Raw genomic sequence first — 21991 nt, 5'->3', positions numbered from 1 at the left:
GGGGTTGCCGTTTTGACTTGCCCAGAACTTCCCGCCGCAAGCATATCTGCTGCACGCTAATGCAACCGGTGCGATTCCAGACTCCCAAGAAACTAGTTACAAGAAATGACGGTTGTTCACGATTCCCACCAGCGGTTACGCCATTCCCCACGGGGCAGATGTGCTGATTCGGAAGGCGGGGCCGATGATCGTGATCGTTGACGAGCGAGAGCTCGTGACTGAGGGATACAATTCACTTTTTGATCGCGAGGGCGTCGCCTGCGCGGGCTTCGCGCCCGGCGAATTCGGCGAGTGGGTGAACTCGGCCGCCGACACCGACCTGCGTTCGGTGCGGGCTTTCCTGATCGGCGACTGCCGCGAAGGCGCCATCTCGCCGCGCCAGATCCGCGACCGCACCGGCGCTCCTGTCATTGCGCTCAGCGAGCAGCATTCGCTGGAGAACACGCTGCGGTTGTTCGAGAGCGGCGTCGACGACGTCATCCGCAAGCCCGTCCATATCAGAGAGATCCTGGCCCGTATCACCGCCATCCGCCGTCGCGCCCATGAGGATGTCGCCTACACCGAGATCGGCGCCATGCGCATCTTCATGGACGGCCGCGATCCCGAGATCGACGGCCAGCCGCTGCCCTTGCCGCGCCGCGAACGCCGCATCCTCGAATATCTGGCGAGCAACCGCGGCCGCCGCGTCACCAAGACCCAGGTCTTCAACGCCATCTACGGCATCTTCGACGAAGAGGTCGAGGAGAACGTTGTCGAAAGCCACATCAGCAAATTGCGCAAGAAGCTGCGCGAGAAGCTGGGCACCGACCCGATCGATTCCAAACGCTTCCTCGGCTACCGGCTCGTGTTCTGATGCCGCGCCGCGCCAGCCTCGCGCAAGACAGGGCGCGTAGCCTCGCTGCCAGTGGCATGGATATTGCGGAGACATCTCGATGAGCCTCTACGGAATGATGCGGACCGGCGTTTCCGGCATGAACGCCCAGGCAAACCGCCTGTCGACGACAGCCGACAACATCGCCAACTCCGACACCAACGGCTACAAGCGATCCTCCACCGAATTTTCGACGCTGATCATGCCATCTACGGGAGGCGCCTATAATTCCGGCGGCGTCACCACGACGATCCGGCAGTCGGTCAGCGACCCGGGCGTACTTCAATACACCACATCGGTTTCCGACCTTGCCGTCAGCGGCGATGGCTTCTTTGTCGTCCAGGACCCGAGCGGCACGCCTTTCCTGACCCGCGCCGGCGCTTTCGTTCCCGATGCACAGGGCAGGCTGGTCAACGCGGCCGGCTTCCAGCTTATGGCTTACAGCTACGAAAACGGCGTGCCGGCGGCGACGGTAAACGGCTTCGAAGGACTGGTCCCGGTTGTCATCTCCGACCAGGGAATGACCGCAACGCCGAGCACCGAGGGCAGCTACACCGGCAACCTGTCGGCCGGCGCGACCCCGGTCGCCGCCGCCAACCTGCCCTCCACCAACTCGGCGGGGGCGCAGTACACTTCGAAATCCTCGATGGTCGCCTACGACAATCTCGGCAACAAGAAGCTGCTCGACGTCTATTTCACCAACACCGGTGCCGGCACCTGGCAGGTGGCGGTTTTCGACCAGTCCAAGGCGACGCCAGGAACATCGTTCCCCTACACCGGCGGCGCGCTCGGTACAGCCAACCTGACCTTCGACACCACGACCGGCAAGCTCACCGGCGCCACTACAGGCGTTACCTTTACCGTACCGGGCGGCGCCAGCCTCAATCTCGACCTGTCGGCGATGACCCAGCTCGGCACCGGCTTCACGGTTTCCGACGCGCAGGTCAACGGCAACGCGCCGAGCACCATCGACAAGGTCCAGATCGGCAAGGACGGCACCATCTACGCCCAGTACAAGGATGGCTCCACCAAGGCGCTCTACAAGATTCCGCTGGCCGATGTGCAGAGCCCCGACCAGCTCAAGGCACTCCCAGGCAACGTCTACGCGCAGGGCACCGAATCCGGCGCGGTCCGCGTCGGCTTTGCCAATGAAGGCAAGCTGGGCTCGATCATCTCCGGCGCGCTCGAGAATTCCAACGTCGACATCGCCGAAGAGCTGACCGACATGATCGCGGCGCAGCGCAGTTACACCGCCAATTCGAAAGTCTTCCAGACCGGTTCCGACCTGATGGACGTCCTTGTCAACCTGAAGAGATAAACCGGGCGTGGCCCGTGAAAGACCAGCATGTCGTTATCTTCCGCATTGAGCATCGCCCAATCGGCGCTTATGAACACCGCGCGGCAGACCAGCGTTGTTTCGCGCAACGTCGCAGACGCCTCCAATCCGGACTATACGCGCCGCATCGCCGTCGTCACCAGCACGGCGCCCGGCGCGCGTTCGGTTGATATCCAGCGCGTAACCAACGACCTGCTCTTCCGGCAAAATCTCAGCGCCTTGTCGGCGTATAGCGGCCAGAACGCGCTCTACAGCGGCATGGATCAGCTGGACGTTTCGGTCAACGGCGTCGACAACGCCTCCTCGCCCTCGACCGCCATCGCCAATCTGCAGCAGGCGCTGCAACTCTACGCCACCTCGCCGTCCAACCAGAATCTCGGTTCCAGCGTCATCGACGCGGCCAAGCAGGTCGTGCGCTCCCTGAATGAAGGCTCCCAGGCCATTCAGGATTTCCGCACCCAGACCGACAGCCAGATCGACACGGCGGTCAAGGACCTCAATTCGCTGCTCAGCCAGTTCCAGGACGCCAACCAGGCGGTTATTTCCGGGACCCGTTCCGGCACCGATGTTTCCGACGCGCTCGACCAGCGCGACGCGCTGCTGAAAAAGATCGCGGACTATGTTCCGGTATCGACCTTCACGCGCGGCGACAACGACATGGTCATCACGACGGGCGATGGCACCACGCTGTTCGAGACCATACCGCGCACGGTGAGCTTCACGCCATCGGCCGGCTATGCCGCCGGAGCCGCCGGCAACACCGTCTACATCGACAACGTGCCGGTCTCCGCGGGAGCCGGCGGCAACACCAGCGCCAGCGGCAAGCTTGCCGGCCTGCTGCAACTGCGCGACGGCGTCGCCTCGACCATGCAGAGCCAGCTCGACGAGACCGCGCGCGGCCTGATCACGGCCTTTGCCGAGACCGCGACCTCGATGCCCAATGCCGCTGGCCTGTTCACCTGGTCCGGCGCGCCGGCGGTGCCGGCCGCGGGCACTCTGGTCAATGGCCTGGCTTCCACGATCAGCATCAATACAGCGATGGATCCGAGCACCGGCGGCAATCCGACCTTGCTGCGCGACGGCGGCGCCAACGGCGCTGCTTACGTCTCCAACACCAGCGGCGGCGCTTCCTATTCCAGCCTTCTGGTTGCCTATGGCGATCGGCTCGACCAGCCGATGACGTTCGATCCCGCCGCCGGCATTTCGGCGACCTCCAGCGTTTCCGACTACGCGGCCAATTCGATCGGCTGGCTCCAGGGCATGCGCCAGCAGGCTTCGACCGCCGCCGACGCGAAGGAGGCGCTGGCACAGCGCAGCTCCGAGGCGCTGTCCAATGCGACCGGCGTCAATGTCGACCAGGAAATGTCGCTGCTGCTCGATCTCGAACACACCTATCAGGCATCAGCCCGGATGATGAAGACCGTCGACGACATGATGACGGCCCTGTTGAACGCGGTGGGATAATCCATGACCTCAGTTTCCTCGGCCGCCCTCTCCAATGCCATGCGCTATCAACAGATGCGCATGCAGGCCGACCTCGTCAAAGCAACGAAGGAATCATCGACCGGCAAGGTCGCCGATGTCGGCCTGGCACTGGGCGGACGCACAGCCCAGTCCGTCACCTTTTCGCGCGACCTCGACCGGTTGAACGTGATCGTCGATTCCAACGGGCTGGTCACCGCCCGGCTTGCGTCGACCCAGACCGCGCTTGGCCAGCTCTCCGGCGTGGCGCAGACCTTTCTGTCCAGCCTGACCACCGCGTCTTCGGGCGACAACTCCGACAGCCTGACCCAATCGACCGGGCAGACGACGATCCAGCAGCTTGCCTCGATCCTCAACACCAGCGTCAACGGCGAGTATCTGTTCGCCGGCACCAACACCGACGTCAAGCCGATCAACGATTTCACCGCCGCCGGCTCAACGGCCAAGGCCGCCTTCGATGCCTCCTTCGTCGCCAAATTCGGCTTTACGCCCGATGATCCGGCCGCCGCCAATATCACCACCGCCCAGATGGACGACTTCATCACCAACGATGTTACGCCGCAATTCCTCGGCGCGGGCTGGCAGACCAACATGTCGAACGCCACCGACCAGCAGATCGTCAGCCGCATCGCCCTCAACGAAACCACCGCCACCTCGACCAGCGCCAACAGCGACGGCATCAAGAAGCTCGCAATGGCCGCCGCCATTGTCTCCAGCCTGATGTCCACCAACATCAGCCAGGCGGCGAAGGACAGCATCGTCAGCCACTCGCAGACACTGGTCGGCGAGGCCCTGAGCGGCATTGCCCAGGTCCAGTCCGAAACCGGCATCGTGCAGAAGCGTGTCTCCGATGCCAGCGACCGCATGAAGACGCAGGTCGACCTGTTCGAACGGCACATCCTCGATCTCGAGGCCGTCGACCCGGCCGAAGCCGCGACCCGCGTCGCCGATCTGACGCAGCATATCGAGACGTCCTTCGCTCTGACGGCGCGCCTGCAGCAGCTCAGCCTGTTGAATTACCTGACCTGACAACTCCCAGCGGAACGGTAGAGCCAACGATGTACCAATTTTCCTATGCCGACGTCCAAAGCACCTCCGTCTCGGACGCCAAGGACCGTGAGCGCGAACTCCTGACCCGCTCGATCGACATGCTGGCGGCGGCGGCGGTGGCCGGCCAGGACTCGATGGAGGCGGTGGAGGCACTGCATTTCACCAACCGCGTCTGGACCACCTTCGTCGAGGATCTCGGCTCCAGCGACAATGCGCTTCCCAAGGAATTGCGCGCCAACCTGATTTCCATCGGCCTATGGCTGCTGCGCGAGGCGGAGGACATTCGCCAGGGCCGCACCAACAATTTCGAAGGGCTGATCGAAGTGTCCCAGATCATCCGCGACGGCATTCAATGACCAACACGCTGAAGATATCGCTGAAGCCCAACGAGAAGATCTACATCAACGGCGCTGTCATCCGCGTCGACCGCAAGGTCACCGTTGAACTGATGAACGACGTGCAGTTCCTGCTCGAGAGCCATGTGATCCAGGCCGACCAGGCATCGACGCCGCTCAGGCAGCTGTATTTCATTGTTCAGGTCATGCTGATCAACCCGGCTGGTGCTGGCGAGGCGCGCGAGATGTTCCGCCGCTCGCTGCCGCTGCTCATCGCGAGTTTCGAGGACGCTGATATCTGCAACGCTCTGAAGCAGATCGACCGCATGGTCGGCGAGGATCATATCTACGAGGCATTGAAGGCGATCCGTTCGCTTTATCCTCTCGAACGCCGCGCGCTTGGCGGCAATGACGATGTTCCGGGCGCACCGCGCCCGCTGGCCGTGGGAGCACGCTACTGATGACCGTGGACATGACGACGACAATACCGGTTGGCGCCAATTCGACGACCACGTCGACCTCGAAGACAGCGGTCGACTACCAGTCCTTCCTGAAGCTTCTGATCGCCGAGATGAAGAACCAGGATCCGACCAAGCCGATGGATTCGACGCAGTACGTCGCCCAGCTCGCCACCTTCTCGCAGGTCGAGCAATCGGTGCAGACCAACACCAAGCTCGACCAGATCATGCAGTCCTCGGCGCTGTCGCAGGCCGACGCGCTGATCGGCCGCTCGATCACGTCGGCCGACGGCAAGACCACCGGCATCGTATCTTCGGTGACCCTCGCCAGCAGCGGGCTGATCGCAGTGCTGCAGGATGGCACCCAGATCCCCGTCGGCGCAGGCGTGTCGATCAAGCCGGCAAGCTAGGCCAACCTCCCACATGAACGAGGCCGACGCACTCGACATCGTCCAGTACGCGGTGTGGACGGTGCTGACCGCCTCCGCGCCGGTGGTGCTGGTCGCCATGGCGGTCGGCATCGGCATTGCCCTCATCCAGGCGCTGACGCAGGTCCAGGAAATCACCTTGACCTTCGTGCCGAAGATCGTCGCCATCATGCTGGTGGTGGCGCTCACCGGTCCGTTCATCGGTGGCCAGATATCGGCCTTCACCAACGTCATCTTCGAGCGCATCCAGAACGGGTTCTGACACAACCTGCAGGGATGCACCGGCCGTCGGCCACGTCCATCATCCGGCAAGTCGCCGGGGGGCTCGATAGCGCGGTATTCGTCCCGGTGACCTCTCGCAAAACCCCAGACCAGCCCGGGCCGGTCGGCGGACCATGTGCGCCATGGCCGGCGTCGGGCCGCGAGTGATGGCTTGGCCTCTCGCGATGCGAAGGTGTGGCCCTCCTCTATCTCCTTGTTGGACCATGATCTTCCTCGCATGACATTCGCCCTTTGCGGCGCGATGCCATAGTTTCGGCAAACGATGCGGAGAAACGGATCACCGCAAGGATCAGCACGCTGTGGCAGGAACCCATCCATGATTGACGAGAAACCGGAAAGCGAAGGCGCCTCGGCGCTGGCGCCCTTCCGGCATGGCATTTTCCGCGCCGTCTGGTCCGCAAGTCTCGTTTCCAATTTCGGTGGTCTGATCCAGGGCGTCGGTGCCGCCTGGATGATGACCACGATCGCCACCTCGCCCTATCAGGTCGCCCTGGTCCAGGCCTCGACCACCTTGCCGATCATGCTGTTCGCGCTTGTCGCCGGCGCTATCGCCGACAGCTTCGACCGGCGCAAGGTGATGCTGGTCGCGCAGACCTTCATGCTCGTCGTCTCGGTGCTCCTGACGGTGTTCACCTGGTATGGTCTGATCACGCCCTGGACGCTGCTTGCCTTCACCTTCCTGATCGACAGCGGTACGGCGCTCAACAGCCCATCCTGGCAAGCGTCCGTCGGCGACATGGTTCCCCGCAACAAGGTGCCCGCGGCCGTTGCGCTGAACTCCATGGGGTTCAATCTCACACGCAGCGTCGGCCCGGCGATCGGCGGCATCATCGTCGCGGCCGCTGGCGCCGCGGCCGCCTTCGCGGCGAATGCTGTCAGCTATATCGGCCTTATCGTCGTGATGGCGCGTTGGAAGCCTGATGTGCCGGTATCGACCTTGCCGCGCGAGTCGCTGGGTGCTGCCATGGGCGCCGGCCTGCGTTATGTCGCCATGTCGCCCAACATCGGCAAGGTGCTGGTCAGGGGTGCCGCCTTCGGCTTCAGCGCCGGCGCCGTCCTGGCGCTCTTGCCGCTCGTCGCGCGCGACGTCGTCAAGGGCGACGCCTTGACCTACGGCATCATGCTTGGCTCGTTCGGCATCGGTGCCGTCGGCGGCGCGCTGATCAGCGTGCGGCTGCGGCAGATGCTCTCCAGCGAGACGATGGTGCGCTGCGCCTTCGCCGGCTTCGCCGTCTGCGCCTTCAACGCCGCGATCAGCCATCACGCCTGGCAGACGTCGCTCGGCCTGCTGGTCGGCGGCGCCTGCTGGGTGATCGCGCTGTCGCACTTCAACGTCACCGTGCAGATGGCAACGCCGCGCTGGGTGGTCGGCCGGGTGCTGTCGGTCTACCAGACCGCGACCTTCGGCGGCATCGCGCTGGGCAGCTGGATCTGGGGCGTCGTGGCCGATGCGCATGGCGCCGAGACGGCGCTGATCGCGGCCGCCATCGCCATGCTGGCCGGCGGCGCCATCGGCCTCGTGCTACCGCTGCCGCAGCAGCAGGTGCTGAACCTCGACCCGCTCAACCGTTTCAAGGAGCCGCATCTGGCGCTGGACCTGAAGCCGCGCAGCGGTCCCATCGCCATCATGATCGAATACATCATCCGCCATGAGGACGAGGCGGAGTTCCTCGCCACCATGGCGGAACGTGGCCGCATCCGCCGCCGCGACGGTGCCCGCAACTGGACGCTGGCGCGCGATCTCGAAAATCCCACAATATGGATCGAGCACTATCACACGCCGACCTGGCTCGAATATGTGCGTCACAATGGCCGGATCACCCACGCCGACGCCATGGTCGGCGAACGCTTGCGGGCGCTGCACAGTGGCGACGAGCCGCCGCGCGTACGGCGTGTCATCGAGCGTCCGACCACCGCCGGCACAGCGCTGGTGATGGCCAAGGGTCCGATCGAGCACTGATTCCGGTACGGCGCGGACGTCCGTCGATCACCCCGCCGACTGGATCATGTAGAGCTTGCGCGTGGTCTCCCGGATCCGCCATTCGCCCTTCCATCCCCGCGGCAGCACGAGAAGGTCGCCTGGTCCCAGCTCACGCGCCTCGCCGTCGGCGCGGCTCACCTCCACCCGTCCGGAAATGATGTGGCAAATCTCCGACGAATCCGATCGGTCGGCGGTGAAGCGGCCGGGCGTGCACTCCCAGATGCCGATATCGACGGTGCCGTCCGGTGACTGGAAGAGCGAGCGCGCGGCTTCGACCTGATCTCCCTCGATGGACGTGGGCTTGGGTGAGAACGCGCCGATGTCGGCCTTGGCGAGATCGTGGAAGGTCGAAAGATCGATCAAATTGGACTCCATGAACAAAGCAATTCCAGGAAAAGTGTCCAGCGGTTTTCCGTCCGGAATTGCGTAAAGACAAATTGCTGGAGCGGTTCAGCGAACGCTGAACCGCTTCAGTGACCCGTAATGCTGTCGGCGAGAGCGGCCAGTCTCGACGTATGCGCAAGCCCGGCGGCTTCGCGCCCGTCAGCGATGCGATAAAGCTGGTACATCGAATGCACGCCGAGCCAGCGGAACGGCTCCGGCTCCCATGGCCTGACCTTGCGGTTGACCCAGGGCAGCTTCGTGAGCTCCGTCTGCTGGCCAAGAATCAGGTCGGCCAGCGTGCGCCCCGAAAGATTGGAGCTGGACACGCCAAGTCCAACATAGCCGCCGGCCCAGCCGATACGGGTGGCGGGATCGAGGCCGACGGTCGTGCACCAGTCGCGCGGCACGCCGAGCACGCCGCACCAGGCGTGCTCGATGCGGCAGTTGGCCGTCTGCGGCAGCAGCGTCGTCAGGATCTGATGCAGCTGGTCGATCGTGGCCTGCTGCGTCTGCCCGTTGACGTCGGTGCGCGAGCCGTAGCGATAGGGCACGCCGCGCCCGCCCATGGTGATGCGTCCCTCGCGCGTACGCTGGGCATAGCAATAGGCGTGGGCGGCGTTGCCGAGAAGCTCGTGGCCTTCCCAGCCGATCTGGCGCCAAAGCGCCTCCGACAGCGGCTCGGTCACGATCTGCGCGCTGTTGAGCGCCAGCCAGGTCCGTTCCTCGCCGGGAATGCCTGCGGTAAAACCCTCCGTCGCGCGGATGACGGTCTCCGCCCGCACCGTGCCGCGGTCGGTCGTCACGGTGCCCTTGGCGATGGACGTCACCGTCGTCTGTTCGTAGATCGGCACGCCCAGGCGCTCGACGGCGGCGGCAAGCCCGCGCACCAGCTTGGCCGGCTGCACCCGCGCCTGGCCATGGACCACGAAGCCGCCCATGACATTGCGCACATTGATGCGCGCCCGCGTCGCTGCCTGATCCAGCATCTCGACGCGGTCCGGATCGACGTCCCAGGCGCGGATCGTTTCGCACTCCTCGCGCGCACGTTCGAGCTGCGCGGGATTGGTGGCCACCGTCAGATTGTCGACGCGGCGGATATCGGCATCGATGCCTTCCGCGCTCGCCACCCGGATCACCTCGTCGACGCAGCCCGCCATGGCCGCCTGCATGGCGCTCACCCCTTGCCGGCTCGATGTCTTGAGATATTTTTCACGCGACCAGGAGAAACCACCCGACAGCCAGCCGCCATTACGGCCCGAGGCGCCGAAGCCGGCGAATTCGCGCTCGATCAGCGCGACGCGCAGCGAGGGCCTGGCCTTCTTCAGATAATAGGCTGTCCACAGTCCTGTATATCCGGCGCCGACGATCGCGACATCGGCCTCGATATCGCCGGGTAAGGGCGGCCGGGGCGTGGGAACCCCGCCCAGATCCGCATACCAGAACGATATATCGCCGTTGCGTTTGGCTTGCATGGGATGACTTTCGGTAGAGCAATTCCAGGAAAAGTGTGAAGCGGTTTCCCGTCCGGAATTGCGTTAAAACAAAAAGATGATCAGGTCAGCGTCGCGTCGGCCGTGCTGTCATCGGCCAGCAGCTTGGCATCGGCACCGTCGAAGCAAAGCTCCACCTTCTCGCCCAGGCCAAAACTCTCGCCGGTCAGCGGCGAGCGCACGATCGCCGTGGAGCCGTCGGCGAGCCTGACTTCATATTTCGATCCCGAGCCGAGATAGATGGCTTCCGCGATCGTCCCCGGCAGCCGGTTGTTGGTGCCCGTCGCGCTTTGGCCGGGCCGGCGGATGGCAAGCTTTTCGGGGCGCAGCAACATGACTGGGCTGGCTTCGCCCGCCATCCGCCGCGGCGCAGTCACCGTCTCACCGGCGATGCTCAGCGCCGTGCTCGCGCCGTCGCTTCGCGCCTCTCCGCGCAGCACCGTGGAATCGCCGATGAAGCGCCCGACGAACAGCGTCGTCGGTTCGTCGTAGAGCTCTCGGCCGGTGCCGACCTGCTCGATTCGCCCGCGGTTGAAGACGGCGATGCGGTCCGACAGGACCAGCGCCTCCTCCTGGTCGTGCGTCACATAGACGAAGGTGGTGCCGAGCTCACGATGGATGCGCTTGATCTCGAGCTGCAGCCATTCGCGCAGCTTCTTGTCGAGCGCACCGAGCGGCTCGTCCATCAAAAGCAGCGGCGGATCGAAGACGATGGCGCGAGCCAGCGCCACGCGCTGCTGCTGGCCGCCCGACAGTTCGCTGGGATAACGATGCGCGAAGTCGCCCATCTTGACCATGTCCAGCGCTCTTGCCACGCGCGCTTTTCGCTCTGCCGGGTCGACGCCACGCAGCGTCAGCGGATAGGCGACGTTGCGGCCGACGCTCATATGCGGGAAAAGCGCGTAGTGCTGGAAGACAACGCCGATGTTGCGCTTGTGCGCCGGCACGCCGACCACGCTCTTGCCGCCGACCAGCAGCTTGCCACTGGTCACGTCGGTAAAGCCGGCCACGACGTTCAGCGTCGTGGTCTTGCCGGAGCCGCTCGGGCCAAGCAGCGTCATGAACTCGCCGGGCTCGATCCGCAGCGAAACGCCATCCAGCGCCTTGAAGCCGCCATAGGCCTTGCTGATCGATTCGAGATCGATCGCCGCGCCCTTGCTCTCCTGTCCCGGCTTCATGGGCGTCCTTTCCGCTCGTGGCCAAGAAGAAGCATGCCGCCGCCGATCAGGATCGTGGTGGCCAAAAGCAGGATCGTGCCGACGGCGGCAACCGTCGGGTCGGCGTCGCGGGTGATGGAGGAGAATATCTGCACGGGCAAGGTCTTGAGGTAGGGGTTGGTGATGAACAGCGACACGACGATCTCGTCGAAGGAGGTGGCGAAGGCAAAGAGCAGGCCGGACAGCATGCCGGGCAGGATCAGCGGCAGCGTCACCGTGCGAAACGTGGTCAACGCTCCCGCACCGAGGCTCGCCGCCGCCGTCTCGAGGCGCCTGTCGAACACTTCGAGGCTGGCGGAGACCGCGATCAGCACGAAGGGCAGCGCAAGGACGGTGTGGGCAAGCACGAAGCCCAGCAGCGTGCCGACGAGATGAGTGTCGAGATAGACGGCGTAGATGCCGATGGCCAGCACCACGCCGGGCACCACCATCGGCGTCAGCATCAGCATCCGCAACAGTGTGGCGGGCCCGGCCTTCATGCGGTCGAGGCCGAAGGCAGCGAGCGTGCCAAGCACCGTCGCCAGCACCGCCACCACCGAGGCGACCTTCAGCGAGTTGAGGAAGCTCGACGACCAGTCCGGATTGGTGAAGAAATTCTGGTACCACTGCCAGGAGAAGCCTTGCGGCGGGAAGGCCAGCGACTTGTTCTCGTTGAACGACATCGGCACCACGACCAGCGTCGGCGCGACAAGCCATATCGCCACCAGCAGGCAGACGAGGCCGAGGATCACGCGGGTGAGAGGCTTCATCTCCATCAGCTCCGTCCTGCTTCCCGGTATCGCGAGCGCATCACGGGTGTCGCGAGCGCCAGAAGCACGAACGTGGTGACCAGCAGCACCACGCCCATGGCGCCACCGCGGCCCCATTGCAGCAAGCTGAGCACCTGGGTCTGCACCAGCGTCGACAGCATGGTCGAGCGCGGCCCGCCGAGCAGCGCCGGCGTGATGTAGAAGCCGAGTGCCAGGATGAAGACAATGATCGCGCCAGCATAGACGCCGGGCAGCGACAGCGGCAGGTAGACGGTAAAGAACGCACGCGAAGGTCGCGCACCCAGGCTTTGCGCAGCCCGCATCAGCCTGAGGTCGATGCCCTTCATCACCGAGTAGAGCGGCAGGATCATGAAGGGCAGAAGCACTTGCGCCATGCCGATCACCACGCCGGTCTGGGTACGGATCAGCCGGATGCCGTCAAAACCGGCCGCGCGCAGCAGCGAATTGATGACGCCTGAATCCTGCAAAAGGATCACCCAGGAGAGCGTGCGCACGACGCCGCTTACCCAGAACGGGATGAGCACGCAGAGCACCAGGACGAGCCGCACGCGCGGCCCGACGGCGGTCATCAGGTAGGCGTAAGGATAAGCGCAGATCACGCAGACGATCGTCACCCAGGCCGAGATGGTGAAAGTGCGCTGTAGCACCGTGAGATTGATGGGCGCGCCGAAGAACCAGACGTAGTTCTGCGCGCCCCATTGCGGTTCCGACAGGCTGCGCAGCACGATGGTGAGCAGCGGATAGCCTATCACCGCGGCAAGCAACAACAGCGCCGGCAGCGTGAGCGCGAACGGCCGCCATGCCCATCCGGCCCGTTTCGGGGCGGATGGCGTCGCCGGTTCGTACGCGCTCACGGGCCTTGCCTTTGCTTCAGCCGGTCAGTTGCCGGCCATCAGCGCCGACCACTTCTCCTGCGCCACCGCGAAGTTGGGAACCCAGAACTTGAAGTTCTGCTTGTAGCCCTGCTTCTGGCGGTCCGGAGTATTGGTCAGGAAGGCGGCGACGGAAGCGTCGACCTTGGGCTGCGCGTCGCTGTTGATCGGCGTATAGGACGTCTGCTCCGCCAGGACCTCCTGGGCATGCTTGCCGAGATAGGCATTGAGCAGCGCGTAGGACGCGTCCGTGTCCTTGACGCCGACCGGGATCGTCATCTGGTCCATCACCACCAGCCAATCCTGCCAGGCGGGCGCATATTTGGCGCCGTTCTTGACCGCGGTCATGGCGCGGCCAGTCCACATCATCAGCATATCGGCTTCGCCGGATTCGGCGAGTTGCTGCGATTCGGCACCCGTCTTCCAGAAAATCGTGTCGGGGCCGAGTTTGCGGACCACGTCGATGGCCTTGTCGATATCGGCCACCGTCATCGCCTTCGGATCGCCGCCGGCGACCTTGAACGCCTGTTCGAGCAAGCCGCCGGTCGGGCTGCCGGAGCCGTCAATTCCGCGCACGCCCGGGAACTTTGCCGTGTCGAAGAAGTCGGCCCAGCTCTTGGGTGGATTGTCCTTGTACTTCTCGGTGTTGTACATCAGCACGACGCCGTAGTTCATCGCCGGCACCGAGCATTCGCCGACCTGACCTTCCGGGATTTTCGAGACGTCGAGCTTCGTCAGATCCAGCTTCTGGAACAGCTTGCCGCAATAGACGTAAGGCGGCAGGTCGTCGGTATCGACAACGTCCCAGGTGACATTGCCGGACTCGACCTGCGCCTGCAACTTTGCGATCTCGGTCGGGCCGTCATTGAGCAGCTTGACACCGGACTTGTCGACGAATTCCTTCAGCGCCGCCGCCTGGCCGTCCTGGTAGATGCCGCCATAGGAAACGAGCGTCAGGGTCTTGCCCTTGAGCGAGCCTTCCTTCACCTCGCCCGCCACCGGCTTGTCTTGCGCAAAGGCCGCGCCGGCCACAACGCCAAGCGCCAGAATGGCGCCAAGGCCTGCAAATCTCGATTTAAACATCACACTAACTCTCCCATTCATGCCCGCGTTTTGATCGGACTACCTGGCCGCGAGCGGTTTCCAGGCCGTGTATTGTTCGAGTTCGGCGCGCGCCGAGGTTGGCGGCGCGATGATCCACATCACTTCGGCTCGGCCACTGCCGATGTTCTCTGAGCGATGCGGTGTCGACGTCGTGTATTCGATGCTGTCGCCCTCCTCGAGCACGTGGCGCGCCTCGCCCAGCGAGACCTCGACGATCCCACGCAGCACGACGAGCATCTCGTGCGCGTCGCCATGAGTGTAACGATCGGGCCCGGTCGAGCCGCCAATGTCGAATTCCCCGACATAGACTTCCATGTCGCTCAGCGGCGGGCGCGACAACAGCATCTTGCGGCAGCCGTCGCTGGGCGGCAGGCTCGGCCGCTCGCTTCGTCTCAGAACGCCATGGTTTTGCGCCGCGCTTTCCTCGAACAACATGGCGACGCTGACGCCAAGCACCGAAGCCATCTGGTTGAGCGATGCGGTGCTGGCCCCGGTCAGGCCGCGTTCAAGCTGGCTGATGAAACTGGCGCTGGTTCCAGTCGCCTCCGCAAGTTCCCGCAATGACAGCCTGCGGGCGAGGCGAAGGCTCTTGAGGCGCATGCCCAGCACCTCATGTGCACGGGTCGCTGCGGGCGCATCGCCCGTCTTTACCGAAGCCGCGCCAGAGGCCTTGCGCATGCTGTCTCCTCGCTCCACTTAACAATCTGTACAGTACCACTGCACAGTTGGCAAGCCACGCGTGCCGCCCCGACCTCGCCAATGGCTGGGCCAGGCTTGCAAGCTGGGAAGATCTGTCGGCTTGAAGTAAGAGCCGCAGCCGTCGGGAACACGCAGGGAGAACCTCTACCCCTCGCCGGACAGGTCCCGACGCGCTTTCTCGAGCTCCTCGGCATAGCGCCGCATCAGATGCCCCTCGGTCAGCAGCCCAAGCACGATGTGGTCGGTGAAATCCTCGACGACGGCCAGTTCCTCGGCGCCAGCACGCTGGAACGTCTCGGCCGCGGCCTGCACGTTCATGCTGGGCACCAGAACCGCATCCTTGTACTGGGCAAGATCGCGTACCGGCACGTCGCCGCCGGCGGGATCGCTGTGCAGTTCGGCCACGATCAGCACGCCGACATACTGATCGCCCGGGTCGACGGCGATGACGCGCTGGGCGGAGCCGAGCGGGATTTGCTTGCGGAAGGCGGCCAGTGTCGTCGAGGCATCGATGGTCTTGATGTCCTTGCGCATCATCGAGCCGACGGTAAGGCTGCGCATCCAGCCGACATCGTGAGCGCTGCGGATCGTTTCGCCACGCAGGTGGAAGCGCCACGTCGAGAACGAATAGCCGAATGTCTCGCGCACCAGGATCGCCGCCATGATCGAGGCCGCCAGCACGACGCCTGTCAGTGTCAGGTCGCGGGTCGATTCCAGCGCCAGGAAGGTCATCGTCAGTGGACCGCCGACGACACCGACGGCAAGCGAGGTCATGCCGACGACGGCGGCGACCGAGGGGTCGATACCGGTTGCCGGCGAAACCAGCGCCATCACGCCGGCGAATGCCTTGCCGAGCAGCGCACCGAGGAACAGCGACGCAAAGAACAGGCCGCCGCGAAAGCCCGACCCAAGTGAGATCGCCGACGCCGCCAATTTCAGCACGAAGACGCTGGCCACCACGGCCAAACCATAGTTCATGGCGAACTCGCGATGCAGCGCGCCGTGGCCGCTGGACAGAACCTGCGGCGTGATCAGCCCCAAGAGGCCGACGATGACGCCGCCGATGACGGGGCGCAGCGAGGTATCGACCGACAGCCTGTTGAAAGCACGTTCGATCAGCGTCACCAGCTGCATGATGGCGATGGAAGCGGCGCCGCCGAGCAGGCCGAGCAGCAGGAACGGCACGTACTGGCTGGCGGTGAGTTGCGGCAGTCCCGAAAGCTCGAGCGGAAAGGGCACGCCGCCGAACATTTCCGCCGTCAGCGAAGCGCAGATCGCGGCCGTCATGACCGGCGCGACATTGGCGACCGAGTAGATGCCGATGACCAGCTCGAAGCCATAGAAGGCACCGGTCAGCGGCGCATCGAAGGCGGCGGCGATGGCGCCGGCCGCGCCGCAGCCGACGAGGACACGGACATCGTTGCGGCGCAGCCTGAAGATGCGCGCCAGCCGCGATGCCAGGCCGGACCCGACCTGCGTGTAGCCGGCTTCCAATCCGACCGACGCGCCGAAGCCGCTGGAGATCATGGTCTGGCCGGCGATGATGAACGTGTCGGTCAGCGACATGCGCCCGCCGTAGAGCGCGTTGGCCTCGATCGGATCGACGGGCGTGCGGAATTTGCGCTTTCTCAGCCAGATCACGCTTAGCCCGAGCAGAATGCCGCCGATCGCCGGGATCAGCGCCTGCATTGGATTGGCGAGCGAGAACATGCCGGAAAGCCGGCCGCCGGGCTGAACACCGAACAGCAGCCCGTGCAGATCCTGCACGATCTGGCTCATCGCCGTAACCAGTATGCCCGCCATCACGCCGATAACGCCAGCCAGGATGACCACGGCGATGCCGCGTGCCTCGAGCAGCGGAATTGATCTCAGAAGCACCGCGCGCAGCCGGCGGGCGTAGACTTGCGGTTCGTTTCTGGAAAGCACCGGGGCGGCTCGCCGATATCAAAGGGCAATGGCAGACCCGCCTGATACGCCGGGCGGCTCGCCATGACAACCACAATGGCGACATCAAAGGCGCCATTATGGCCGTGAAACCGGCTGATTTCCGTCTTGCAGCCTTCTGATCGCGAGGCAGCCGGCTCCGCCGTCAGTCCGGTATGGTCAGCGGTCCGCAATCGTCGTCGGCGACGAAGGTCGCCAGGAGTTCGGCGGGCTCGGTGGTGCTGGCATTCTCGGCGAACAGATGGACCGCGCCAGACGGCTCGAACCATGTCTGTCCTTGGGTGTAGGTACCGGCCGGCGCACCTTCGAGCTGCGAGCGCAGCGTGCCCTTGAGGACGAAGGCGCTGACCGAGCCCGGATGCCGGTGACGAGGCGTAAAACCGTTTGGTGGAAATGCCACGATCACCGTGGTGATAGACTTGCCCGGCACGTCAGGCAGTTTTTCGCAGGAGACCGGCGTGACGACCGTCTTCGGCCGCGCCCCGGCAGCGCTGTCCATATCGGCATTTGCCATTTGCGTGTGCATTTCCATGCCTTTCGACACGACGCCCGTGAAACCCGGACCGGCCCACTTTGCCGCGAGCGCGAACAGAACCCCGACGGCGCTGACCGCGACAACAGATTGGCCGGCGCGCAGACGAGCTTGATTGCCGATCATATCGATGTCTCCGAATTCACGCAGGCAGACGGAAATCGGCACGCCAACCCAGTTCCTCGACCGCCTTTTGCGTTGAGACAGCCTGGTTGGGTTCCGCCACGTTGAAGGCGCCGGGCGCACCCTTTTCGAGTGCGAGCAGCGCCGCATGGGCAGCAGCATCGACATGCACCGGCGACGCGCCGGCAGGCGTATCGGTTCCCGTTCCCGGTCCATAGAGCTGGCCATATCGCAGGACGACACCGGCGAATGGTGCATTGAGAACAGCCCCTTCCAAGGCGATGACGCCACCGACGCTGATGCCGCGGTTGCCGCTCGCCCCGCCGTCCAGCGGGTCGGCTTCACCATGCGGCTCCGGTCCCGGCGCATAGGCCCAGGCGATGCTTTGGGCGACCATGCGCCGAGCGCCGGAAGCGATGGCCGCCGCGACCAGATTGCGGGTACCCTCGTCGCGGATGCGGGCATTGCGAACAACTGCCTCGCCCATCCGGCTCGGATCCAGCCCCGGCGGCAGGTCGGTCAGCTGATGGACGACGATGTCCGGCCGTGCGGCAAGCATGCCACGCGACAGGGCCTCGGCATCGAAGACATCCACGATCACCGGTTCGACGCCGAGGGCACGCAATGTCGCGGCCTTGTCAGTACTGCGCGTGGTACCCGTCACATGATGGCCGGCGGCCAGAAGCTGTGGGATCAGCCGCTGTCCGATGGCGCCCGCGGCGCCGGCAAGGAAAATTCTATGCCCCATCGTCATGGCCTCCACATCGTCATAGTATCAGTACACGAACAACATATAAGAGCCCTGATATCATGCGCAAGGCAGATCCGACGGTTCCGGCTCCGGGCGAAGGCAAACGCGGCGAGGAAGGCTATCTCGGCTATCTCCTGCGGCAGGCCGCTGGCGCGCATCGGCTGAGGGTCGACAGGGCGCTGGCCGATCTCGGCGTGACGCAGCCGCAATTTGCCACGCTGACCATGCTTGGCGCCTATCCCGGCCTCTCCAACGCCGATCTGGCCCGGTTGGCGCTGCTCACCCCGCAAACGCTCAGCGTCATCGTCGCCAATCTCGAACGGGCCGGTTCGCTGGTGCGCAGGCCGCATGCCGTCCATGGCCGTATCCAGCATATCGAGCTCAGCGACAGCGGACAGGCGTTGCTGCGGGAATGCCGCGAGCGGGTGCATGCGATCGAGCGCGAACTGACAAAGGGCCTGTCGTCCGAGGAAGAAAGGGCCGTCAGGCGCTGGCTGGTCGGCGTCGCCACGGCCGACACGGCCGGGCCCTGATTGTCTGCCAGCGGCAGACGATTATCGAGCGGCGGCCGATCAGCTTGGCATCGGCTCACCCGCCTCATAGCGCACGAGGTTGCGCTCGCCTATGCCAAGCGCCGGCCAGCTCGAGCGCCACTCGGCGATGTGCGTCGAACGGAAATGCGCATCGAGTGCCGCCTTGTCGCGCCACACCTCGGTCACCCGGATCAGCCCCGCGTCGAGCACATCCCGCGCATAAGAGTATTCGAGGCAGCCAGCCTCGGCACGGCTGCCCGAGATCATGCGCTCCATCGCGGACCTTGCCTCCTCGAACCTGTTGGGCGGCAGGCGGATCGTGCCGATGATCAGCAGCATGGGCTTTCCTTCTTCCGAGATCGTCTATCCGCTTACTGCGTGTCGCCCAAAAGTGACCGCGGCTTTGAGAAGACGACATGCATAAAACAGAGTCTCCCACCCTCGCGCAAGCTTGGCCAGCTACCCTCGCCGGGCTGTCGTATGCGCGGCAGCCTATGGTTTCGAGGACTTAAATGGCGATCAGCGAAAGCATCCAGCCCGGCGCGGTGGCCAAGAACGGCCGCGACATCTTCTTCGCGCTCGGCATCGTCATCATCCTGGCCGTGCTGTTCCTGCCGATCCCGGCTTTCCTCATCGACATCGGCCTCGCCTTCTCGATCGCGCTTTCGGTGCTGATCCTGATGGTGGCGCTGTGGATCCAGCGGCCGCTCGATTTCTCCTCGTTCCCGACCGTGCTGCTCATCGCCACGATGCTCAGGCTATCGCTCAACATCGCCACCACGCGCATGATCCTGTCGCATGGCAATGAGGGCACGCATGCCGCCGGATACGTGATTGCCGGTTTCTCCAAGCTGGTGATGGCCAGCGACTTTGTCATCGGCCTCATCGTCTTCATGATCCTGATCGTGGTGAACTTCATCGTCATCACCAAGGGTGCCACCCGTATCGCCGAAGTCGGCGCCCGCTTCACCCTCGACGCCATCCCCGGCAAGCAGATGTCGATCGACGCCGATCTCTCGGCCGGCATGATCGACGACAAGACCGCGCAGTTGCGCCGCCGCGAACTGGAAGAAGAATCCTCCTTCTTCGGCTCGATGGACGGCGCCTCGAAATTCGTGCGCGGGGACGCCATCGCCGGCCTCATCATCACCGCCATCAACATCGTCGGCGGCATCGCCATCGGCTACATCAGGCACGGCATGGGCATGGGCGAGGCCGCCGATGTGTTCATCAAGCTGTCGGTCGGTGACGGCTTGGTCACCCAGATTCCGGCGTTGATCGTCTCGCTCGCCGCGGGCCTGCTGGTTTCCAAGGGCGGCACCCGTGGCTCGACCAACCAGGCCGTGTTCGGCCAACTTGGCGCCCATCCGCGCGCGCTTTACGTCGCGGCGGCGCTGCTGGTGCTGCTCGGCCTGATGCCCGGCCTGCCGCTGTTTCCATTCTTCGCGCTGGCCGGTGGCATGGCCGGCCTCGGCTACATCATTCCGATGCGCCACAACCGGGCGGTCGCCGAGGCCGAGGCGCTGAAGGCCCAGGAGAAAGTGTCCAAGGCCGAGGAAGAGAAGAACTCGGTCAAGGCTTCGCTCGCAACCGCCGAGATCGAACTGCTGATCGGCAAGCAGCTGTCGACCCGGCTCCTGGTCTCGCATCAGGAACTGGTCTTCCGCATGGCCAAGATGCGCAAGAAATTCGCCCAGCAATACGGTTTCGTCGTGCCGGAAGTGCGCGTTGCCGACGACTTCGCCATCCCGCCGAAGAGCTACCAGATCAAGGTGCACGGCACGGTGGTGGCCGAATATTCGATGCGCGTCGGTGAGATCATGGTGCTGCTCGGCAGCCGCGAAGTGCCCGAAATACCCGGCGAAGAAATCCGCGAGCCCGCCTTCGGGATGCGCGCCTATTCCGTCATGGAAACCTTCGCCGAGGATTTGAAGCGCGAGAACTACACCTTCGCCGACAACATGTCGGTGCTGCTCACGCATCTTTCCGAAGTCATCCGCAACAACCTGCCGCAGCTCCTGTCCTACAAGGACATGAAGGCCCTCCTCGAACGCCAGGACCAGGAGTATCGCAAGCTCGCCGATGAGATCTGCACCACGCACATCTCCTATCCCGGCCTGCAGGCGGTGCTGAAGCTGCTGCTCGCCGAGCGCGTCTCGATCCGCAACCTGCACCTGATCATCGAGGCCATCGCCGAGATCGCGCCGCATGTGCGCCGCACAGAGCAGATCGTCGAGCATGTCCGCATCCGCATGGCGCAGCAGATCTGCGGCGATCTCTCCGAAGGCGGCGTGCTCAAGGTGCTGCGCCTCGGCAACCGCTGGGACCTTGCCTTCCACCAGAGCCTCAAGCGCGACGCCAAGGGCGAGGTGCGCGAATTCGACATCGATCCGCGCCAGCTGGAGGAATTCGGCCAGGACGCCACCAAGGCGATCAAGAAATTCCTCGAGGCCGGCGAGCGCTTCGTCCTCGTCACCGCGCCCGACGCCCGCCCCTATGTGCGCATGATCATCGAGCGCCTGTTCACCACGCTGCCGGTGCTCTCCCATGTCGAAATCGCCAAGGGCGTCGAGATCAAGGTGCTCGGGACCATATCGTGAGCGTTCTCTCGCAGAGCGTCGTCATCGCGGCGTTCCTCGCCTTCTGCCGCATCGGCGCCTGCTTCATGCTGATGCCGGGCCTGTCCAGCGCCCGCGTGCCGGTGCAGGTCCGGCTGTTCGTGGCGGTCGCCGCCACTGGCGGCCTGCTCGCCTTCCTGTGGGACCGCATCATTCCCTTCGTCGATCCGCGCCCGCAGATCCTGGTGCCGATGATCATCTCGGAACTTCTGGTCGGCGGGCTGATCGGCGCCATGACCAGGCTCTATATGGAGGCGCTGCGCTTCATGGGCTCGGCGATTGCCATGCTGATCGGCTATGGCGGCTCTGGCGGACCGGCGATCGAGGAGCCTGAACCGCAGGCCGCCCTTGCCGCGATCATCTCGTTCTCGGCGCTGCTGATGCTGTTCGTCTTCGATTTCGACCACGAGATCGTCCGCGCGCTGGTGGCGTCCTACACGGTCGCGCCGGTCAACGTCTTCTTCAACCCGCAAGCAGCGCTCGTCGACATCACCGACACCGTGTCGGATACCTTCTTCCTGGTCATCCGCCTCGGCAGCCCATTTGTCGCCTACGCCATTCTGGTCAATCTGACGATCGGCTTCGTCAACAAGCTGACCCCGCAGATCCCGATTTATTTCATCTCCCAGCCCTTCGTCATCGCCGGCGGCATGATCATCTTCTATTTCGCCATCGGCACCATGCTGTCGCTGTTCGTCGACGGCTTCGTCGACCTGACTTTGGCGAGGTGA

The 21991-nt window shown here is 64.4% G+C and carries 23 protein-coding genes; 12 read left to right on the top strand and 11 right to left on the bottom strand.

Annotated features, from left to right (window positions below; genetic code table 11):
* Window positions 1-184: 184 nt before the first annotated feature.
* The 9 genes from EB231_RS10575 to EB231_RS10535 all read left to right on the top strand — a co-directional run bounded on the left by EB231_RS10575 (window position 185) and on the right by EB231_RS10535 (window position 8202).
* Window positions 185-853, top strand: coding sequence for a response regulator transcription factor (locus EB231_RS10575; RefSeq protein ID WP_019860967.1), 669 nt, complete (start codon window positions 185-187; stop codon window positions 851-853).
* Between the two features lie 79 nt (window positions 854-932).
* On the top strand, window positions 933-2189 hold the full coding sequence (locus EB231_RS10570; protein ID WP_172348756.1) for a flagellar hook protein FlgE: 1257 nt from the start codon (window positions 933-935) through the stop codon (window positions 2187-2189).
* A 27-nt stretch (window positions 2190-2216) separates the two neighbouring features.
* Window positions 2217-3671, top strand: a complete 1455-nt coding sequence (flgK, locus tag EB231_RS10565) for a flagellar hook-associated protein FlgK (protein ID WP_172348755.1) — start codon at window positions 2217-2219, stop codon at window positions 3669-3671.
* A 3-nt stretch (window positions 3672-3674) separates the two neighbouring features.
* Entirely contained in the window at window positions 3675-4718 is a 1044-nt protein-coding gene (locus EB231_RS10560; RefSeq protein WP_172348754.1) for a flagellar hook-associated family protein, read from the top strand.
* A 29-nt stretch (window positions 4719-4747) separates the two neighbouring features.
* Complete coding sequence (gene flaF / locus EB231_RS10555; protein WP_140771748.1) at window positions 4748-5095, top strand: flagellar biosynthesis regulator FlaF; 348 nt, start codon at window positions 4748-4750, stop codon at window positions 5093-5095.
* Entirely contained in the window at window positions 5092-5535 is a 444-nt protein-coding gene (flbT, locus tag EB231_RS10550; RefSeq protein ID WP_172348753.1) for a flagellar biosynthesis repressor FlbT, read from the top strand. The genes flaF and flbT overlap by 4 nt, the downstream gene beginning before the upstream one ends.
* An 11-nt stretch (window positions 5536-5546) precedes the next feature.
* Window positions 5547-5942 carry a flagellar hook assembly protein FlgD gene (flgD, locus tag EB231_RS10545; RefSeq protein ID WP_172352860.1) on the top strand — a complete coding sequence of 132 codons (396 nt, stop codon included), beginning with the start codon at window positions 5547-5549 and terminating at the stop codon, window positions 5940-5942.
* Window positions 5943-5955: 13 nt separating this feature from the next.
* Entirely contained in the window at window positions 5956-6222 is a 267-nt protein-coding gene (fliQ, locus tag EB231_RS10540; protein ID WP_013893193.1) for a flagellar biosynthesis protein FliQ, read from the top strand.
* Window positions 6223-6558: 336 nt separating this feature from the next.
* Window positions 6559-8202 carry an MFS transporter gene (locus tag EB231_RS10535; protein ID WP_172348752.1) on the top strand — a complete coding sequence of 548 codons (1644 nt, stop codon included), beginning with the start codon at window positions 6559-6561 and terminating at the stop codon, window positions 8200-8202.
* 27 nt (window positions 8203-8229) lie between these two features.
* On the opposite strand, the gene EB231_RS10530 is transcribed toward EB231_RS10535, so the two are convergent.
* From EB231_RS10530 to EB231_RS10485, 10 genes are all read right to left on the bottom strand, one after another.
* Entirely contained in the window at window positions 8230-8598 is a 369-nt protein-coding gene (locus tag EB231_RS10530) for a cupin domain-containing protein (RefSeq protein ID WP_172348751.1), read from the bottom strand.
* A 95-nt stretch (window positions 8599-8693) separates the two neighbouring features.
* The gene (locus tag EB231_RS10525) at window positions 8694-10079 is read right to left on the bottom strand and encodes an NAD(P)/FAD-dependent oxidoreductase (protein ID WP_172348750.1); all 1386 of its coding nucleotides are present in this window, start codon (window positions 10077-10079) and stop codon (window positions 8694-8696) included.
* 80 nt (window positions 10080-10159) lie between these two features.
* On the bottom strand, window positions 10160-11275 hold the full coding sequence (locus tag EB231_RS10520; RefSeq protein WP_172348749.1) for an ABC transporter ATP-binding protein: 1116 nt from the start codon (window positions 11273-11275) through the stop codon (window positions 10160-10162).
* Window positions 11272-12069: an ABC transporter permease gene (locus EB231_RS10515; RefSeq protein ID WP_172348748.1), complete on the bottom strand. Its 798-nt coding sequence runs from the start codon at window positions 12067-12069 to the stop codon at window positions 11272-11274. The genes EB231_RS10520 and EB231_RS10515 overlap by 4 nt, the downstream gene beginning before the upstream one ends.
* Window positions 12069-12938, bottom strand: coding sequence for an ABC transporter permease (locus EB231_RS10510; protein ID WP_172348747.1), 870 nt, complete (start codon window positions 12936-12938; stop codon window positions 12069-12071). The genes EB231_RS10515 and EB231_RS10510 overlap by 1 nt, the downstream gene beginning before the upstream one ends.
* A gap of 24 nt (window positions 12939-12962) precedes the next feature.
* Window positions 12963-14039, bottom strand: coding sequence for an extracellular solute-binding protein (locus tag EB231_RS10505; RefSeq protein ID WP_172348746.1), 1077 nt, complete (start codon window positions 14037-14039; stop codon window positions 12963-12965).
* 39 nt (window positions 14040-14078) lie between these two features.
* Entirely contained in the window at window positions 14079-14738 is a 660-nt protein-coding gene (locus EB231_RS10500) for a helix-turn-helix domain-containing protein (protein ID WP_172348745.1), read from the bottom strand.
* 165 nt (window positions 14739-14903) lie between these two features.
* Window positions 14904-16685, bottom strand: a complete 1782-nt coding sequence (locus tag EB231_RS10495) for a chloride channel protein (RefSeq protein ID WP_172348744.1) — start codon at window positions 16683-16685, stop codon at window positions 14904-14906.
* A 163-nt stretch (window positions 16686-16848) separates the two neighbouring features.
* Window positions 16849-17361, bottom strand: coding sequence for a cupin domain-containing protein (locus tag EB231_RS10490; protein WP_172348743.1), 513 nt, complete (start codon window positions 17359-17361; stop codon window positions 16849-16851).
* Window positions 17362-17377: 16 nt separating this feature from the next.
* Window positions 17378-18106 carry an NAD-dependent epimerase/dehydratase family protein gene (locus EB231_RS10485; protein ID WP_172348742.1) on the bottom strand — a complete coding sequence of 243 codons (729 nt, stop codon included), beginning with the start codon at window positions 18104-18106 and terminating at the stop codon, window positions 17378-17380.
* Window positions 18107-18168: 62 nt separating this feature from the next.
* Here EB231_RS10485 and EB231_RS10480 point away from each other — a divergent pair, with 62 nt between their 5' ends.
* On the top strand, window positions 18169-18642 hold the full coding sequence (locus EB231_RS10480) for a MarR family winged helix-turn-helix transcriptional regulator (protein WP_172348741.1): 474 nt from the start codon (window positions 18169-18171) through the stop codon (window positions 18640-18642).
* 39 nt (window positions 18643-18681) lie between these two features.
* Here EB231_RS10480 and EB231_RS10475 read toward each other — a convergent pair whose 3' ends face one another.
* Entirely contained in the window at window positions 18682-18981 is a 300-nt protein-coding gene (locus EB231_RS10475; RefSeq protein ID WP_172348740.1) for a putative quinol monooxygenase, read from the bottom strand.
* A gap of 173 nt (window positions 18982-19154) precedes the next feature.
* On the opposite strand from EB231_RS10475, the gene flhA reads away from it, so the two are divergent.
* Both flhA and fliR read left to right on the top strand, forming a co-directional pair.
* Window positions 19155-21242 (top strand): flagellar biosynthesis protein FlhA, encoded by a 2088-nt coding sequence (flhA, locus tag EB231_RS10470; protein WP_172348739.1) that lies wholly within the window; start codon window positions 19155-19157, stop codon window positions 21240-21242.
* Window positions 21239-21991: a flagellar biosynthetic protein FliR gene (fliR, locus tag EB231_RS10465; RefSeq protein ID WP_038649353.1), complete on the top strand. Its 753-nt coding sequence runs from the start codon at window positions 21239-21241 to the stop codon at window positions 21989-21991. Before flhA ends, fliR begins: the two co-directional genes overlap by 4 nt.

The organism is Mesorhizobium sp. NZP2298, assembly GCF_013170825.1.
Taxonomy (GTDB): Bacteria; Pseudomonadota; Alphaproteobacteria; order Rhizobiales; family Rhizobiaceae; genus Mesorhizobium.
This window is presented reverse-complemented; position numbering and strand designations above follow the sequence as displayed.

Excerpts from the sequence above, each read along its gene's own strand:
- EB231_RS10575 (WP_019860967.1), top strand. The coding sequence starts at position 185 with ATGATCGTGATCGTTGACGAGCGAGAGCTCGTGACTGAGGGATACAAT.
- EB231_RS10570 (WP_172348756.1), top strand. The coding sequence starts at position 933 with ATGAGCCTCTACGGAATGATGCGGACCGGCGTTTCCGGCATGAACGCC.
- flgK (WP_172348755.1), top strand. The coding sequence starts at position 2,217 with ATGTCGTTATCTTCCGCATTGAGCATCGCCCAATCGGCGCTTATGAAC.
- EB231_RS10560 (WP_172348754.1), top strand. The coding sequence starts at position 3,675 with ATGACCTCAGTTTCCTCGGCCGCCCTCTCCAATGCCATGCGCTATCAA.
- flaF (WP_140771748.1), top strand. The coding sequence starts at position 4,748 with ATGTACCAATTTTCCTATGCCGACGTCCAAAGCACCTCCGTCTCGGAC.
- flbT (WP_172348753.1), top strand. The coding sequence starts at position 5,092 with ATGACCAACACGCTGAAGATATCGCTGAAGCCCAACGAGAAGATCTAC.
- flgD (WP_172352860.1), top strand. The coding sequence starts at position 5,547 with ATGACGACGACAATACCGGTTGGCGCCAATTCGACGACCACGTCGACC.
- fliQ (WP_013893193.1), top strand. The coding sequence starts at position 5,956 with ATGAACGAGGCCGACGCACTCGACATCGTCCAGTACGCGGTGTGGACG.
- EB231_RS10535 (WP_172348752.1), top strand. The coding sequence starts at position 6,559 with ATGATTGACGAGAAACCGGAAAGCGAAGGCGCCTCGGCGCTGGCGCCC.
- EB231_RS10530 (WP_172348751.1), bottom strand. The coding sequence starts at position 8,598 with ATGGAGTCCAATTTGATCGATCTTTCGACCTTCCACGATCTCGCCAAG.
- EB231_RS10525 (WP_172348750.1), bottom strand. The coding sequence starts at position 10,079 with ATGCAAGCCAAACGCAACGGCGATATATCGTTCTGGTATGCGGATCTG.
- EB231_RS10520 (WP_172348749.1), bottom strand. The coding sequence starts at position 11,275 with ATGAAGCCGGGACAGGAGAGCAAGGGCGCGGCGATCGATCTCGAATCG.
- EB231_RS10515 (WP_172348748.1), bottom strand. The coding sequence starts at position 12,069 with ATGGAGATGAAGCCTCTCACCCGCGTGATCCTCGGCCTCGTCTGCCTG.
- EB231_RS10505 (WP_172348746.1), bottom strand. The coding sequence starts at position 14,039 with ATGTTTAAATCGAGATTTGCAGGCCTTGGCGCCATTCTGGCGCTTGGC.
- EB231_RS10500 (WP_172348745.1), bottom strand. The coding sequence starts at position 14,738 with ATGCGCAAGGCCTCTGGCGCGGCTTCGGTAAAGACGGGCGATGCGCCC.
- EB231_RS10490 (WP_172348743.1), bottom strand. The coding sequence starts at position 17,361 with ATGATCGGCAATCAAGCTCGTCTGCGCGCCGGCCAATCTGTTGTCGCG.
- EB231_RS10485 (WP_172348742.1), bottom strand. The coding sequence starts at position 18,106 with ATGGGGCATAGAATTTTCCTTGCCGGCGCCGCGGGCGCCATCGGACAG.
- EB231_RS10480 (WP_172348741.1), top strand. The coding sequence starts at position 18,169 with ATGCGCAAGGCAGATCCGACGGTTCCGGCTCCGGGCGAAGGCAAACGC.
- EB231_RS10475 (WP_172348740.1), bottom strand. The coding sequence starts at position 18,981 with ATGCTGCTGATCATCGGCACGATCCGCCTGCCGCCCAACAGGTTCGAG.
- flhA (WP_172348739.1), top strand. The coding sequence starts at position 19,155 with ATGGCGATCAGCGAAAGCATCCAGCCCGGCGCGGTGGCCAAGAACGGC.